Here is a 13,979-nt window from a genome sequence, read left to right on the forward strand (position 1 = left end):
AGGCGTACAGAACTTTTTAGATAGTCCCACCGAATATTTCATCAAGGCGTTTCCGACCTATGGTAGCTGATTGAATCATATCATCTATTAGTTGTTGTACTGTTGGCACATCATGGATTAATCCCATTACTTGACCTGCCCAACCAAAGCCGCTTTCCACATTGCCATCATAAATATAATGCTGATTGGCTTTCCCACTAATATCGTTTTTTAAGTCTTCATACGTCGCACCTTCAAGTTCCTTCTGAATAATCGCTTCCGTATATTGGGACTTAATCGCCCGTGCAGGAGCTCCTAATGATCTTTTGATCACAACGGTGCCTGTTTCTTTGCCATTTAATAAGGCTTGTTTATAAGTATCACTAGCATGTATACATTCTTGTGTTGCAATAAAACGCGTTCCCATCTCAACACCTTCAGCTCCCAGTGCTAGAGCGGCAAGCAATCCCCTTCCATCTCCAATACCTCCACTAGCCAGCACTGGAATGGAAACCGATTCAGCAACTCTTGGGACGAGCACCATTGTTCCAATATCATCACGCCCAAGATGACCGCCACCTTCTTGCCCAACAGCCATTACAATATCGGCTCCCAGTGCTTCAGCTTTTTGCGCTTGTCGTACACCAGAAACAAGTACAAGCGAATGAATATCTTCATCTTTTAAACGCTCTAATACAGGCTGCGGATTACCTCCAGTTATTGAAATAGCAGAAACCTTTTCTTCAATGGCAACTTCCAACAAATGCTCATACTTTCCTTCATGTCTTGAAATCGCAAAATTGACGCCGAATGGTCGATCCGTCAGCGAACGTGTCTTATGAATCTCTGCTCTAAGCTTTTCAGGTGTACCTAATGTTGCTGCAGTAATTTGGCCAAGTCCGCCTGCATTTGAAACAGCCGCGGCCAATTCAGCATATGCTAAATAAGCCAATCCCCCTTGAACAATTGGATAGTTCACTCCTAAAATTTCCGTCACGCGTGTTTTCAAACATGACACCCCCATGATCAATGTATTAATACCAAAAACCTCTACTAATCATTATAAGGAATTTTTTGCTATTTTCACACAGTTTTTTATTTAGATAGGTTTTCTAATATTTGGCTAAACTGATTTTTGTTGAAAATAAAAACAAGGAGTTAAGAACGCTGAACAACATTCCTAACTCCTTGATGGTCAAATTATAGACTAAAACGATGATCTTATTGTTATGATTTTACAGAGGATGCTACGTCTTCTCGCAATGTTTTTGCTGCCTCTACCATGTTTTGAAGAGATGCAACAGTTTCTGTTTCACCACGCGTTTTTAAGCCACAATCAGGATTCACCCAAAATTGTGTTGGTTTCAATACTTCAAGACTTTCTTGCATGATCGTTTCCATCTCTTTTATCGATGGAACTCGTGGACTATGAATATCGTAAACACCTAAACCAATGCCTTTGTCGTATGGTGTTTCTTTCAGTGAATCGATTAACTCACCATGACTGCGAGATGTTTCAATGGAAATGACATCTGCATCCAATGCACTTATAGGCTCGATAAAATCATTGAATTCGCAGTAGCACATATGTGTATGAATTTGTGTTTGATCTTCAACAGATGAAGTAGCTAAACGGAAAGCCTTTACACCCCAATCTAAATATTCTGACCAATTTTCCTTGCGAAGAGGAAGTCCTTCACGCAAAGCAGGTTCATCCACTTGAATAATGGCTATTCCAGCTTTTTCAAGTGCTTCTATTTCTTTTTTCAATGCCAATGCAATTTGATAAGCAATTTCTTTACGTGGAATATCATCTCGTACAAATGACCAATTTAAAATGGTCACTGGTCCAGTGAGCATGCCCTTGACATAATGATTGGTTAAACTTTGTGCGTAAACGGATGATTTTACAGTCATTGGTTCTTTCCAAGCCACATCTCCATATATAATTGGTGGTTTTACACATCTAGATCCGTAAGAAACAACCCAAGCATTTTCTGTGAAAGCAAAGCCGTCTAATTTTTCACCAAAATATTCAACCATGTCAGTACGTTCAAATTCACCATGTACCAAAACATCTAGTCCTAAATCTTCTTGAATATGAATCCATCGTTCTGTTTCTTCCTTAACAAATGCTTCATAATCAGCATCTGATATTTTTTGTTTTCTCCACGCACTACGAGTTTTCTTTACTTCTGTAGATTGTGGAAAACTTCCGATTGTTGTTGTTGGGAATAATGGAAGTTCTAAAGCTTCGCGTTGAATTTCTTGACGTTTTTCAAATACACTTGACCGTTTAAAGTCTTCTTCTTTAATAGATGCCATCTCAGCTTTGACGGTTTCATTGTTACGTGATGCATCTTCTCTTAACAATTGAATAGCTTTAATACTTTCTGAAATAGCGTTATTACCTGGATCTTTTGGATTGTTAGCATAGCTTGTTAATTCTTTAAGCTCTATTATTTTTTCATCTGCAAATGCTAAGGCATTTTTTAATACAGGTGCCAATTTTTTCTCATAAGCAGTTGTTACTGGTACATGTTGTAGACTACAAGATGACTGAATCCATATATTTTCACATTTGCTCAACTGTTGAATGGCTTGTAATGTATTATATTTTTCTGCTAGATCAGCTCTCCAAATATCACGACCATTAATAATACCTGCCGCTAATACTTTATTCTTTGGAAAGCCAAATTTTCGAAGTGCATCCATATTTCCTTTATAACCATGCACAAAATCTAATCCAATACCTGCAACTGGAAGGTTTACGATTTCTTCAAAAAATGAAACGGATTCAAAATAAGTTTGAAGTAAAATTTTCGCGTTCGGCACTTCTTCAACAATTTGTGAATAGATTTCTTTAACAGTTGCGATGTCGGCTTTATCTAAAGTTGTAACAAGAGAAGGTTCTTCAATTTGTATCCATTCAGCTCCTGCTTCAACCAGTTGTTTTAAAACCTGAATATACAATGGGATCAGTTTTAAAATATACTCTGGTTCCGTTTTTGCATCATAACCTTTTGTTAAGCGACTAAATGTATAGGGCCCGATAATAGTTGGCTTAGCTTCAATACCAAGCTCCTCTTTCGCTTCCTTGTAGGCTTTTAAAATCGTGTTTTCCGTAAGATATAATTTTTGACCTTCGTACTCTGGTACAATATAGTGATAATTTGTATTAAACCATTTGGTCATTTCAGAAGCAACTTGTCCTTCTCGACCACGTGCCATTGCATAATAGGTTCCAAGATCAACGGTTTCAGCTGTCCATTGATAGCGTTTTGGCACAAGTCCAAACATCACCGCTGTATCAAGCATGCGATCATAGTAAGTAAAATCACCGATCGTTACTTGATCGATCCCTAATGCTAATTGTTTTTTCAAATGGTCAAGGCGAAGTTGTTTCATGCGCTCATGTAATTCATGTTCGCTAATTTCTTGCTTCCAATAGCTTTCTACTGTGCGTTTCCACTCTCTATTTCCCCCGATATAAGGGTATCCAATCACTGAATTTGTATATTTCATATTTTCCGCTCCTCGTCTTTTAATAGTAGAATCAGGCGTATTGATTATCCATTTTAATCCATAAAAATATAGAATATTTGTTGATTTCCGCTCCGGCTTGCTCGCTTTCCTGCGGGCGAGCGCTGGGGGCAACAGGATGTTGGTCACGGAATCGTTGCCACAGGACATGGCGTTCTTAGATTCCGTTCCTTCAATCGCTACGCTCGTGCAGGGTCTCAGACTGTCTCGCTTTTTCCGCTGGAGTCGAGCAAACCTCCGCTCCAATATATGTACATGGAGCCAAAAATACAGGGATTTTAAGAATTGCAGCAAATATATCCTAAATATTTCCTAATCAACACATGTGTAGTAGAATTCTTTTCTGAACTACTGTTATTTTTAAAATTGAATCCTTAGGCAAATAAAAAAGCCATCTCCAAATACAGGAAATGGCTGTGTAGAAAAAAGGCTATGCACAAATAAGCAATACCTCGAAATTGCTTTCTTATCACTTCGTACTGTGAATCTCACTCCCACCCCCTATCCTCGTAGGTCAATCGGTGTGTACTAGCTATTGGCAGGTCTCCTGGCTCATGATCATTGCTAATCGTACCTTCCCATTATCATAGTGGTTATTACGAGTCGCTTCCATTTACAGTTGCGGGACAGCGCCGGATTTTCACCGGTCTTCCCTTTTAATCCAAATTGTCATTTGGAACCATAACTTACACGGTATTAAATTGTCCTTTTACTATATCATACTTTTATCATTAGATTTTAAATATTCTATAATTTTAGAAAAAAATATGAAAATTACCTTGTTCTTAAAGCTTAAGTAGAAAAATCCCTCTATACCGATTTTTCTAATAGATTTACTAAACTATATTTTCAGGCGTATTGATTATCCAATTTTATCCACTAGAATTTAAATAATTCGCTGATTTCCGCCTCCACTCCAATCTATATAAATTGGCGGATTGTTTTCATGCATAATCAGATCGGGCGCATGCGACAGTTGCTCCCCCACCTATCCTTCATTCTCGTTTCTCTCTATACTTTGAGGTGGGAGTTTTACTACCGTTAATGCGGAATAAATATTTAATTTGAAACTTTTTTTGCATTTTTGCCGTATACGAAATAATAAACGATTAAACAAATTAAAATCCAAACAGTAACCGTACCATACAATGCTTTAAATGACATAAATGTCACTAAAATGCCGACTATATAAGGTCCGATCCCATTCGATAAATCTAGAAACATGAAGAACGTTGAAGTAGATAGTGACTTTCGATGTGATGGAGATTCTTGAATAGCGATTGCTTGAAAATTAGAAATAAGTGTCCCGTAACCAATACCGATCAAAACAGCAGATAGTAAAAATACCAAGCCAGTTTGTGCTATGCTCAATGTAAAAAAGCCCATAATGGTTAATATGAGCAATGGATAATTCACTCGATTCGCCCCAAATTGATCAAACCATTTTCCAGTAAAGGGTCTAGTTATGATCAGTGCAATAGCATAAACAATAAAAAAGAAACTTGATACAGAAACCAAATGGATTTCCTTGGCGTACTGTGTCAAAAATGATAGCAAACTTGAATAAGCTATCGCAATGAGGAAGATAACTATTGAAATAGGGATCGCTTTGGGTTCGATAAAATCTCTCCCATGAAATCCTTTCCTTGGTTCTTCCATTCCTTTAGGTTCCGGTACTTTTAAAAAACATGAAACTAGTAAATCAACAACAGCCACTATACTCCCTACTACAAAAACCGTTGTAAATGATGCGTGTTCATAAAGGAAAATGCCTAGAAATGGACCAAAAGCCATGGCAATATTCATAGAAGTTGCATAATATCCAGTACCTTCTCCGCGGCGATCATCTGGAATAAGCTCTGCAGATATAGTGCCAGCCGCAGTTGTAATACATCCATGCATAGCCCCCTGTATAAATCGGATGATGAACAAGACATATAAATCATCCACAACAATATGTAACAACATAGAAACTGTAAAGATACTAAGCGAACCAATAAGCATTCGCTTTCTACCCAATCGATCTAAATATTTTCCCGCAAATATTCTCGCTATAAGGGATGCTAATACAAATATTCCGGTTGCTAATCCTGCAACACTTTGATTTGTATGAAATTTTGTTGCAGTATAGACAGCGATCATGACCATTAGCAGGTAAAAAACAACATGTGTAAAAAAATTAATTAAAAAGATAATGATAAAATCTTTTGTCCAAAGTTTGGATGACTGTACCAAAAGTCAATCCCTTCTTTCTTTCTGTCTATTTTACATTATCTATCGTAAACCCTCCTCTTAGTGGAGAGTCAATGGAATTATTTTAACCCGTATTTCTTTTAGCCATTCTTTGGAATGATTAGAAATGATGCCATCCACAATTTTTCGAATATATAAAGGCCCTTCCGTTTGATAATTATGAACTCTGGCAAAACGTAAAAGTTTTTCTATGTATTTTCGATCATCTCCCATTTCCTCCCGCCATCTGATCACTGCAAAATCTCCTTCATCCACCGGTGTCATCATTTCCATCTTCATATGCAATGATTGATCTACTAATAAAAAAATGCCATCATAGGTATTAACATTTTCAAGCTGATTTTCTATGTTTTTTAAATACCCAACATTCCCTATAACGATCGGTGCAATATGTTCATAATGGGATTTCAACTGACGCAGCTCTGCCTCTATTTCTTTTAGGGAACCAACTTTCTTATTGACCTGAATCATATTATGTGCCTGAAGATGCTCAATATATGGTTTTTCTATTTTGTTTTCATCCTTTGTACCTTCCAATTCTATGACACGTGAAAAAAGTCCTTTTTCAATACGTTTTAAGACATCAATCTTCTCTCGTGTTATTTTTCTAACATTTTCTAATACAGAGATAAAATCATCCAATTTACGATTTTCTAATTGTTTTTTTATATCTTTTAGAGGGACTCCCATCATCTTCATATACAAAATAATATCAAGTTCCTTAAATTGCTCGATAGAATAGTATCGATAACCAGTTCCTGCATCCACCTCGCTCGGCTTGAATAATCCAATCTCATCATAGTAACGAAGCGTTTTAATAGAGATATTATTCAAGCGCGCCATCTGACCAATCGAGAATTTATTTTTCATCTATTGTCCTCTTTCTACATTTCTCTATTCTATTATAAAAGATTATCCATACATTTTTACAATATTTTCTTTATTTTTCATAAAATCATTAAAAGATACCGCTAGATTGGGCTTATTTTCTCAAAAATTTTTGAACGCATTATGCTAATATATTGATATACTAGAAACACCGTAACTACAGGAGGAAATCAGTTGGATTTTATTGCTATTGGAATAGAAACAGCTAATCAATGGAGAGATAGTGTTTGTTCGATTGAGCTTGTGAAAGTCGTACAAAATGAGATTGTAGATTCACTTTTTTCATATATAAACCCTAAACAAACATTTGATGAATATCATATTTCTCAGCATGGCATTACAGAAGATTTGGTGCAACATTCACCTACATTTCATACATTTTATCCAATTTTAGATGAATGGCTCACAAATCAATTTGTCATCGGTTATTATCATGATTATGATCAATCAGTTATAGAAGAAGCTTGTGCAACAATCGATAAACTTTCGCCATATTGTCGATTTGGTAGCATCCTTCCATTTGTGAAAAATAAATGGCAACATCAGCAAAATTTTTCGTTACAAACCCTTGCATCTCAATTTGGGATCTCCCTTGAAAAAGAACGCGCCGAAATCATTGCTGAACTTGTATTAACTTTCCCAAAAAAATTTGACAACTTTTCCATCAATGAACTTACACATCAAGTTGTTTTTCCAACAGCTCATCAATCATCCTTTTGTTCCCCCATCGACTTTCAAGATAAGACAGTTGTATTTACAGGTAAGCTGGAAGGATTAAGTAGATCGATGGCTGCAAAAAAAATCCGTGCAATCGGCGGGATATTCAGCAACACTGTCACTAAGCAAACAGATATCCTTATTGTTAGTGACAGTAGTTGGCAAAAAGCACAATTGGGTCAGAAAAGTACAAAACTCCTAAAAGCCGAGCATTTACAAACGCTCGGCTTTACGATTGATATTATTCCTGAAAAAAACTTGAAAAAGATCTAACCCAATTAATCATGAATTGTAGGAATTTCAGTCATATTCTTCGAAGTTCTATTAAATTCTTGAACATAAAAATTGTTTGATTACCTTTAATTGATGACGGAACCTAAAATGTCCCTATATCGATATAAATTCTGGAGTGCAGAATGGGATTAGAAAGACAAATTATTTAGGAATCTTAACAATAGTAATTGTATCTTTTCCTGATTCTGCTATTCGAATGGTACATCTTTTCCATTTAAGATTAATGAATATGTAATGTCTGCTTTTAAAGAAGCTGAGACAGCACAATATTTTTCCTCACCCAATTTGATAGCTCTCCATATTTTGTGTGCATCGAGATCTCCATCAACTTTAAACGTCAAATGTGCTGCTGTAAACGCAGTCGGCATTTCTTCTCGTCGTGTGCCATCTACAACAATTTCTAGATTAGTGATTTTATCTAAATGTGGTTTCAAAATCATCGTTACATCAATACCGATACATCCAGCTACAGCGCTTAGCAGCATTTCTGTAGGTGTAGGTGCCTGACCTTCACCTCCATAATTTGTTGTCGCATCCATCGGCATTTTATAACCCGATGCTCCAATTGCTTCAAAAGCACGTCCACCTTGCCATTTAGCAGTAATTTGCATAGTATTCTCTCCTTAAAATTCAGTTACTTGTTGTAAGAATTGCTGAGCTCTATTCGTTTGTGGCCGTTTAAAAAATGCTTTAGGATTCGCATCTTCTACGATCACACCATCAGCCATAAATAAAATACGATCAGCTACGTTTTTGGCAAAGTTCATCTCATGTGTCACAATGATCATCGTCATACCTTCTTCAGCCAAACTTTTCATCACTTTCAGTACTTCACCAACTAATTCTGGATCTAATGCTGAAGTCGGCTCATCAAAAAGCATCAGTTTCGGCTCCATCGCTAGTGCTCTTGCAATCGCGACTCTTTGTTGTTGGCCCCCAGATAGCTGTGATGGATAAACATTCTCTTTATCTGACAGTCCAACTCTCTTTAATAAAGCTGAAGCAATAGTGTATGCTTTCTCTTTTTGCATTTTTTTCACGACGATAGGAGCTTCCGTCACATTTTCGATAACCGTTTTATGTGGGTACAGATTAAATTGTTGGAACACCATACCTGTTTCTTGACGTATGGCATAAATCGCTTTTTGCCATACTTTCTTAGAAGCATTGGCATCGATCTCATGTCCATTAACGGTTATCTTACCTTGTGTCATCTCTTCTAGCCCATTTATACATCTTAAAAACGTACTTTTACCTGAACCACTAGGTCCAATGACAGCAACTACTTGATGTGCAGGAATGGTTAGGTTGAGGTTCTTTAACACTTGATGGCTACCATAATTTTTATATAGTCCTTTAATATCTATCATTATCTGCACCTCCTAGTATACTGATAATCGTTTTTCTATTTTGTTTAATATGAATTACTCATCAGCCAATACATGATGCCGATTGATAGATAGAATGGCATATATACATAATATTGAGCCACTAATAATTGAGCTGAGCGCATTAATTCCGTCACAGCAATAACCGAAACAAGAGAGGTTTCTTTTAACATACCAACAAATGTGTTGCCAAGTGGTGGAATCGCATATCGTATCGCTTGCGGAATAATGATGCGACGCATAGCTTGTTTCTCCGTCATCCCCGTTGCAAGTGCCGCTTCCGTTTGACCTTTTGGAACGGATTGAATCGCACCGCGGAATGCTTCAGAAACATAAGCCCCTATATTAATACTTAAAGCAATATAAGCAGCTGTTAATGGGCCAAGTTCGATTCCATAATCGACCAAACCATAGTAGACAATGACAATTTGAACAAGTGGTGGTGTTCCTCGAATAATGGAAACATAAGCTCTTGCGACATTACGCACAAAGCGATTGCCCTTTATACGAGCAATCGCAGCTAATAAACCAATGATTAAACCGAAGAACATGGATACCACTGTAATCAGTAGTGTGTAATAGGCTCCTTTTAATAGAAAAGGGATATTTTCTAAAACTAGATCCATGTTTGTTCCTACTTTCTCTATTCTGCTGGTGGTTCTTCTCCAAACCATTTGACGAAGATCTTCTTATACGTACCATCATTTTTCATATCTTCTAATGCTTTATTGATAGCTTTTACGAATTTAGGATTTCCTTTTTTAACTGCTACAGCTGCTTTGTCTGCTTTAATGGCTTCTCCAACAGCTTTAATCTTATAACCGTTTTCTTCAATGATTGGTTTTAATGCATAAACATTGTTGATCGTTGCATCGATACGACCAGCATCTAAATCTTTTAAAGTGGTAATGACATCATCATATGTGCTGATTTTAAAATTGCCGACTTCTGGCATTAAATCATTCCGTAAATAGGTTTCATCATTTGTACCAAGACCTACGCCAATCGTTTTACCTTTAAAATCTTTTACTGATTTGATGTTGTTATTATTTTCTTTTACAATCACTTTTACTTCGTTTGTAATATAAGGTTCTGAGAAATCAATGGCTTTTTTACGTTCATCTGTAATAGTTACTTGACTAACAAGCGCATCAAATTTGCCTTTTTGTAAGCCTGGGATTAATCCAGAGAAATCTTGTGCGACAAATTTGGCTTTTACATCAAGACGTTTTGCGATTTCCTTTGCAATATCAACATCGAAGCCCGTATATTCTTTATCTTTCCCCATATAGTTATAGGGTGCATATGTTCCCATGATTCCGATGGTCATTTCCCCATTTTTTTGAACCTTTGTTAAAGCATCGTTGTCTTTCGTTTCTTTTTTTGTTGCTGTTCCTCCGCACGCACTAAGTACCAAAACGGATGCAACTACAAGCGTTAATAACCAATTTATTTTCTTCACGTTTTTTCCTCCTGTTAGACACCGAAAATACCGAAAAATTCAAAATGTACGGTTTTTTCAATGATTTCTTGTAACGATTTTTCAGCGAAAGGATGATTTTCGCTTCGTTCTGTAAATAGCCATCGAGATAGCACACCTTCTAACAGACTCATGATAAAGACGGCCTGCATTTTAGGTTCCATTGATTGGTTTAACATTCCTAATTCTTTTGCACGTTGAATATTATTTGCAAAGGCTATCTCCATATCAGATTTGATCTCATCCACTTTTTGTTGTAATAACGGTTGAGAATGCACACCCTTTAAAAGTATGTGTATCAAATATGGATTTTCCTCGGCAAAATGAAAAATTTGTTCAAATAAATGACTTGTAGAGATAGTGGATTCTTGGATAGAAGCTTTTGAATCGCGATAGCCAATTGCAATAGCCTCTAATATTTTTTTGCGTCCATCTTCAAGCATTTTTAAAGCAATAGCCTCTTTGCTTTTGAAATACCAGTAAAAAGTCCCTTGAGAGACATTTGCTTTTGCCACAATATCTGAAATCTTGGTATTCTCATAGCCGACAGTTGCGAACAACTCAAGTGCTATTTTAATCAACTGCTGCTCTCTTTCCTGTCTACGAACATCCGCTTGCATTCTTTTTCACCTCGACTGACTCGTTAGTCAATTAAATCCTATAAGATTACTAAAAATTAGTCAATAGTAATGCTCAAATTTTTTTACACACGTGTTTATTTTACAAAAATTAGGAATACATATTCGGGTGCAATTTTTGAAAGACTCTGTATTTTTAAGACCATTTATATAGATCTTCGCTGCGGCTTGCTCGAGTCCTCGAAAATGCATGCGCATTTCCTTCGTGCGGTGTGATTCGAGGAAGAAAATTCAACGTCCCGCGGGAAAAGCGAATAGATGAGACCCCACAGCGTAGCGATTGAAGGAACGGAATCTAAGAACGCCACGTCCTGTGGCAACGATTCCGTGACCAACATCCTGTCGCCCCCAGCATTCGCCCACAGGAAAGCGAGCAAGCCTTCGCTGCAATCAACAAATCCCCCTATTTTTATGGATTAAATTGGATAATCAACACGCCTGATTTTTTTACTGTTTCAAGCAAACTATCATGATTGCTCCATCTACACTTTATATAATTACAGCTAAAATTGTTCATAGAACATCACAAATAAGCCGCTAAAACCAATTTCAAATGCATTGGTTTTAGTGGCTTATACTTAGGTCTGTTCATGTGTGACTAAAAATATATTTATTTGAATCAATTTCATAAATCATCATCTTCTTAAAAAATACGAACATTAAGAATCACTAATTTTGATAGTTGTGGAGCGGAAGACGGCGACTCCTCGAAAATGCATGCGCATTTCCTGCGTGCGGTGTGAGTTCAAGGAGGCTTATTCAAAGTCCTACGGGAAAAGCTTGAGCTGAAAGCCCCGCAGGAACGTTTTAAGGGACAAAGCCTAAGTTCGCCACGTCCTGTGGCAACGGCTTCGGGGTCAACATCGTGTCGACCCGAGGAGATTTGAAGCCTAGCCCGTGGAAAGCGCCGTCTGTAGCGGAACAAAAATTTCTGAATATTAATTTTCATGTTGATTTGAAATGTTCGTGTTTTTTATCTGAATTTTGCATTATGAAATTGATTCATTTAAAATTATAATTTGTTACAATTTTTTCACGATTCATAGTCACATCGTGAAAATATTCATATAAAGAAATACCTAAGAAGGATCCAGACACATTATATACATGATCATACCCTGAATTTTGTAGTGCCATGACTGCATTATAACTCCGTTGACCAGAGCGACAATGTACATAGACTGGTACATTTTTTGGAACTTCATCCATACGATCGCGTAATTCGCTCAATGGAATATTCATAGCATTGACTAAATGTCCATTAGCAAACTCTTTTTTTTCTCGAACATCTACAAATACAGCTCCACTTTCAACCAACTCGCGGACTTCTGAAACATGAACTTGTTGATAGCGACCATATAAGATATTCAATCCGACAAGCGCCGCCAAGTTTACAACATCTTTTGCTGTACTGAACATTGGAGAATAGGTTAATTCTAGTTCTTTTAAATCTTCTAATGTACCATCCATCATGATAAGTGTTGCTATAACATCGATCCGCTTATCGACATTTCCTTTCCCAATAGCTTGTGCGCCTAAAATGCGGCCTGTTGGTACTTCAAAAACTAGTTTAAAATGAAGTGGATGACTATTAGGCATTAAACTTACTTTATCTGGTGCAATAATATACACGCTATCAGCAGGAATTCCTGCTTTTTTGGCAGTCTTTTCATTCAAACCGGTTACTGCACAATTCAGATCGAAAATTTTTATACTCGAAGAACCGATTACTCCTTTGTTTTGATGTGGAATACCATACATATGATCAGCTGCTGCACGAGCTTGTCTTTGGGCAGGACCCGCTAGAGCAAGACGCGTTGGTTTACGTATAATACGTTGATATACTTCAATCGCATCTCCTACTGCATAAATGGAAGGATCTGATGTTTGATAATTTTGATTTACTTTGATCCCGCCAAGTTCTCCGATTTCAAGACCTGCTTCTTTTGCCAAAGTGGTTTCAGGGCGAACACCGATTGCTAAAACGACTGCTTGTGCCTTCACTTGCTTACCTGAATTTAACTCCACATGATCTTCTGCAACTTTTGCAAGACCATCTCCTAGAATCAATTGAATACCTTTATCTGTCATTTCTTTATGAAGGATTTGAGCCATATCATCATCAAAAGGCACCATAATTTGATGATTAAACTCTACTAAAGAAACGTTTTTACCTGCTAATTTTAGATTTTCTGCTACTTCAACCCCAATAAATCCTCCACCGATGACAGCAATATCATTTAAACCATCGCTTTTTATATAGTGATTTAAGCGTTCAATATCTGGTACATTACGTACAGTAAACACATGTGGCATATCAATACCTACTAGATTGGGTACAAATGGATTTGCGCCAGGTGATAACACAAGCGTATCATAGCCTTCATCATATTGTTCACCCGTAGCTACATTTTTGACTGTGACTGTTTTTGGATCACGATTAATTTTCACGACTTCTTGATGAACACGTGCTTCAATATTATATTTTGATTGAAAGCTTTGCGGACTCATCAGAACAAGCTTTTCGCTATTTTCAACAATCCCGCTTAAATGATATGGTAAAGAACAGTTTGAAAAGGAAACATGAGGTCCTTTTTCAAACATGATAATTTCCGCTTGTTCATCTAATCTTCGAATACGTGCAGCAGTTGATGCACCACCTGCTACTCCACCAACAATTAAAAACTTTCTACCCATTCACTATCACTCCTTGGATTTATTAGCTCTGTGGAACCATACAGTTATCGATTTGTTCAAATAAAGCAAAACATTTTATACCTACTAGGGTATATAAAATAA

At 36.9% G+C, this 13,979-nt stretch carries 12 protein-coding genes and 1 riboswitch; of the genes, 1 reads left to right on the forward strand and 11 read right to left on the reverse strand.

The window, feature by feature from the left end:
• Positions 1 to 16: 16 nt before the first annotated feature.
• From FEU33_RS07960 to FEU33_RS07975, 4 genes are all read right to left on the reverse strand, one after another.
• A complete protein-coding gene (locus tag FEU33_RS07960; RefSeq protein ID WP_146548858.1) occupies positions 17 to 988 on the reverse strand; it encodes an NAD(P)H-dependent flavin oxidoreductase in 972 nt (323 codons plus the stop codon).
• Positions 989 to 1,206: 218 nt separating this feature from the next.
• Complete coding sequence (gene metE, locus FEU33_RS07965; RefSeq protein ID WP_146548859.1) at positions 1,207 to 3,504, reverse strand: 5-methyltetrahydropteroyltriglutamate--homocysteine S-methyltransferase; 2,298 nt, start codon at positions 3,502 to 3,504, stop codon at positions 1,207 to 1,209.
• A gap of 538 nt (positions 3,505 to 4,042) precedes the next feature.
• Positions 4,043 to 4,221: riboswitch (cobalamin riboswitch) on the reverse strand.
• Positions 4,222 to 4,581: 360 nt separating this feature from the next.
• Positions 4,582 to 5,757 carry an MFS transporter gene (locus tag FEU33_RS07970; protein WP_146548860.1) on the reverse strand — a complete coding sequence of 392 codons (1,176 nt, stop codon included), beginning with the start codon at positions 5,755 to 5,757 and terminating at the stop codon, positions 4,582 to 4,584.
• Between the two features lie 57 nt (positions 5,758 to 5,814).
• Complete coding sequence (locus FEU33_RS07975) at positions 5,815 to 6,645, reverse strand: MerR family transcriptional regulator (protein WP_146548861.1); 831 nt, start codon at positions 6,643 to 6,645, stop codon at positions 5,815 to 5,817.
• 192 nt (positions 6,646 to 6,837) lie between these two features.
• On the opposite strand from FEU33_RS07975, the gene FEU33_RS07980 reads away from it, so the two are divergent.
• A complete protein-coding gene (locus FEU33_RS07980; protein ID WP_146548862.1) occupies positions 6,838 to 7,653 on the forward strand; it encodes a BRCT domain-containing protein in 816 nt (271 codons plus the stop codon).
• Positions 7,654 to 7,862: 209 nt separating this feature from the next.
• Here FEU33_RS07980 and FEU33_RS07985 read toward each other — a convergent pair whose 3' ends face one another.
• The 7 genes from FEU33_RS07985 to FEU33_RS08010 form a co-directional block, all read right to left on the reverse strand.
• Positions 7,863 to 8,285 (reverse strand): OsmC family protein, encoded by a 423-nt coding sequence (locus FEU33_RS07985; protein WP_146548863.1) that lies wholly within the window; start codon positions 8,283 to 8,285, stop codon positions 7,863 to 7,865.
• A gap of 12 nt (positions 8,286 to 8,297) precedes the next feature.
• On the reverse strand, positions 8,298 to 9,044 hold the full coding sequence (locus FEU33_RS07990) for an amino acid ABC transporter ATP-binding protein (protein ID WP_146548864.1): 747 nt from the start codon (positions 9,042 to 9,044) through the stop codon (positions 8,298 to 8,300).
• Positions 9,045 to 9,088: 44 nt separating this feature from the next.
• Complete coding sequence (locus FEU33_RS07995; RefSeq protein ID WP_425328584.1) at positions 9,089 to 9,688, reverse strand: amino acid ABC transporter permease; 600 nt, start codon at positions 9,686 to 9,688, stop codon at positions 9,089 to 9,091.
• Between the two features lie 17 nt (positions 9,689 to 9,705).
• Positions 9,706 to 10,524, reverse strand: coding sequence for a substrate-binding periplasmic protein (locus FEU33_RS08000; RefSeq protein WP_186731355.1), 819 nt, complete (start codon positions 10,522 to 10,524; stop codon positions 9,706 to 9,708).
• A gap of 14 nt (positions 10,525 to 10,538) precedes the next feature.
• Positions 10,539 to 11,162 carry a TetR/AcrR family transcriptional regulator gene (locus FEU33_RS08005; protein ID WP_146548865.1) on the reverse strand — a complete coding sequence of 208 codons (624 nt, stop codon included), beginning with the start codon at positions 11,160 to 11,162 and terminating at the stop codon, positions 10,539 to 10,541.
• A 249-nt stretch (positions 11,163 to 11,411) separates the two neighbouring features.
• Positions 11,412 to 11,570, reverse strand: coding sequence for a hypothetical protein (locus FEU33_RS18770; RefSeq protein WP_186731356.1), 159 nt, complete (start codon positions 11,568 to 11,570; stop codon positions 11,412 to 11,414).
• Positions 11,571 to 12,182: 612 nt separating this feature from the next.
• Positions 12,183 to 13,877 carry an FAD-dependent oxidoreductase gene (locus FEU33_RS08010; protein ID WP_146548866.1) on the reverse strand — a complete coding sequence of 565 codons (1,695 nt, stop codon included), beginning with the start codon at positions 13,875 to 13,877 and terminating at the stop codon, positions 12,183 to 12,185.
• Between the last annotated feature and the right edge of the window lie 102 nt (positions 13,878 to 13,979).

Origin of the sequence: Rummeliibacillus suwonensis (assembly GCF_007896435.1) — a bacterium.
In the GTDB taxonomy this organism is placed as follows: Bacteria; Bacillota; Bacilli; order Bacillales_A; family Planococcaceae; genus Rummeliibacillus; species Rummeliibacillus suwonensis.

Excerpts from the sequence above, each read along its gene's own strand:
- metE (WP_146548859.1), bottom strand. The coding sequence starts at position 3,504 with ATGAAATATACAAATTCAGTGATTGGATACCCTTATATCGGGGGAAAT.
- FEU33_RS07975 (WP_146548861.1), bottom strand. The coding sequence starts at position 6,645 with ATGAAAAATAAATTCTCGATTGGTCAGATGGCGCGCTTGAATAATATC.
- FEU33_RS07985 (WP_146548863.1), bottom strand. The coding sequence starts at position 8,285 with ATGCAAATTACTGCTAAATGGCAAGGTGGACGTGCTTTTGAAGCAATT.
- FEU33_RS07990 (WP_146548864.1), bottom strand. The coding sequence starts at position 9,044 with ATGATAGATATTAAAGGACTATATAAAAATTATGGTAGCCATCAAGTG.
- FEU33_RS07995 (WP_425328584.1), bottom strand. The coding sequence starts at position 9,688 with ATGGATCTAGTTTTAGAAAATATCCCTTTTCTATTAAAAGGAGCCTAT.
- FEU33_RS08005 (WP_146548865.1), bottom strand. The coding sequence starts at position 11,162 with ATGCAAGCGGATGTTCGTAGACAGGAAAGAGAGCAGCAGTTGATTAAA.
- FEU33_RS08010 (WP_146548866.1), bottom strand. The coding sequence starts at position 13,877 with ATGGGTAGAAAGTTTTTAATTGTTGGTGGAGTAGCAGGTGGTGCATCA.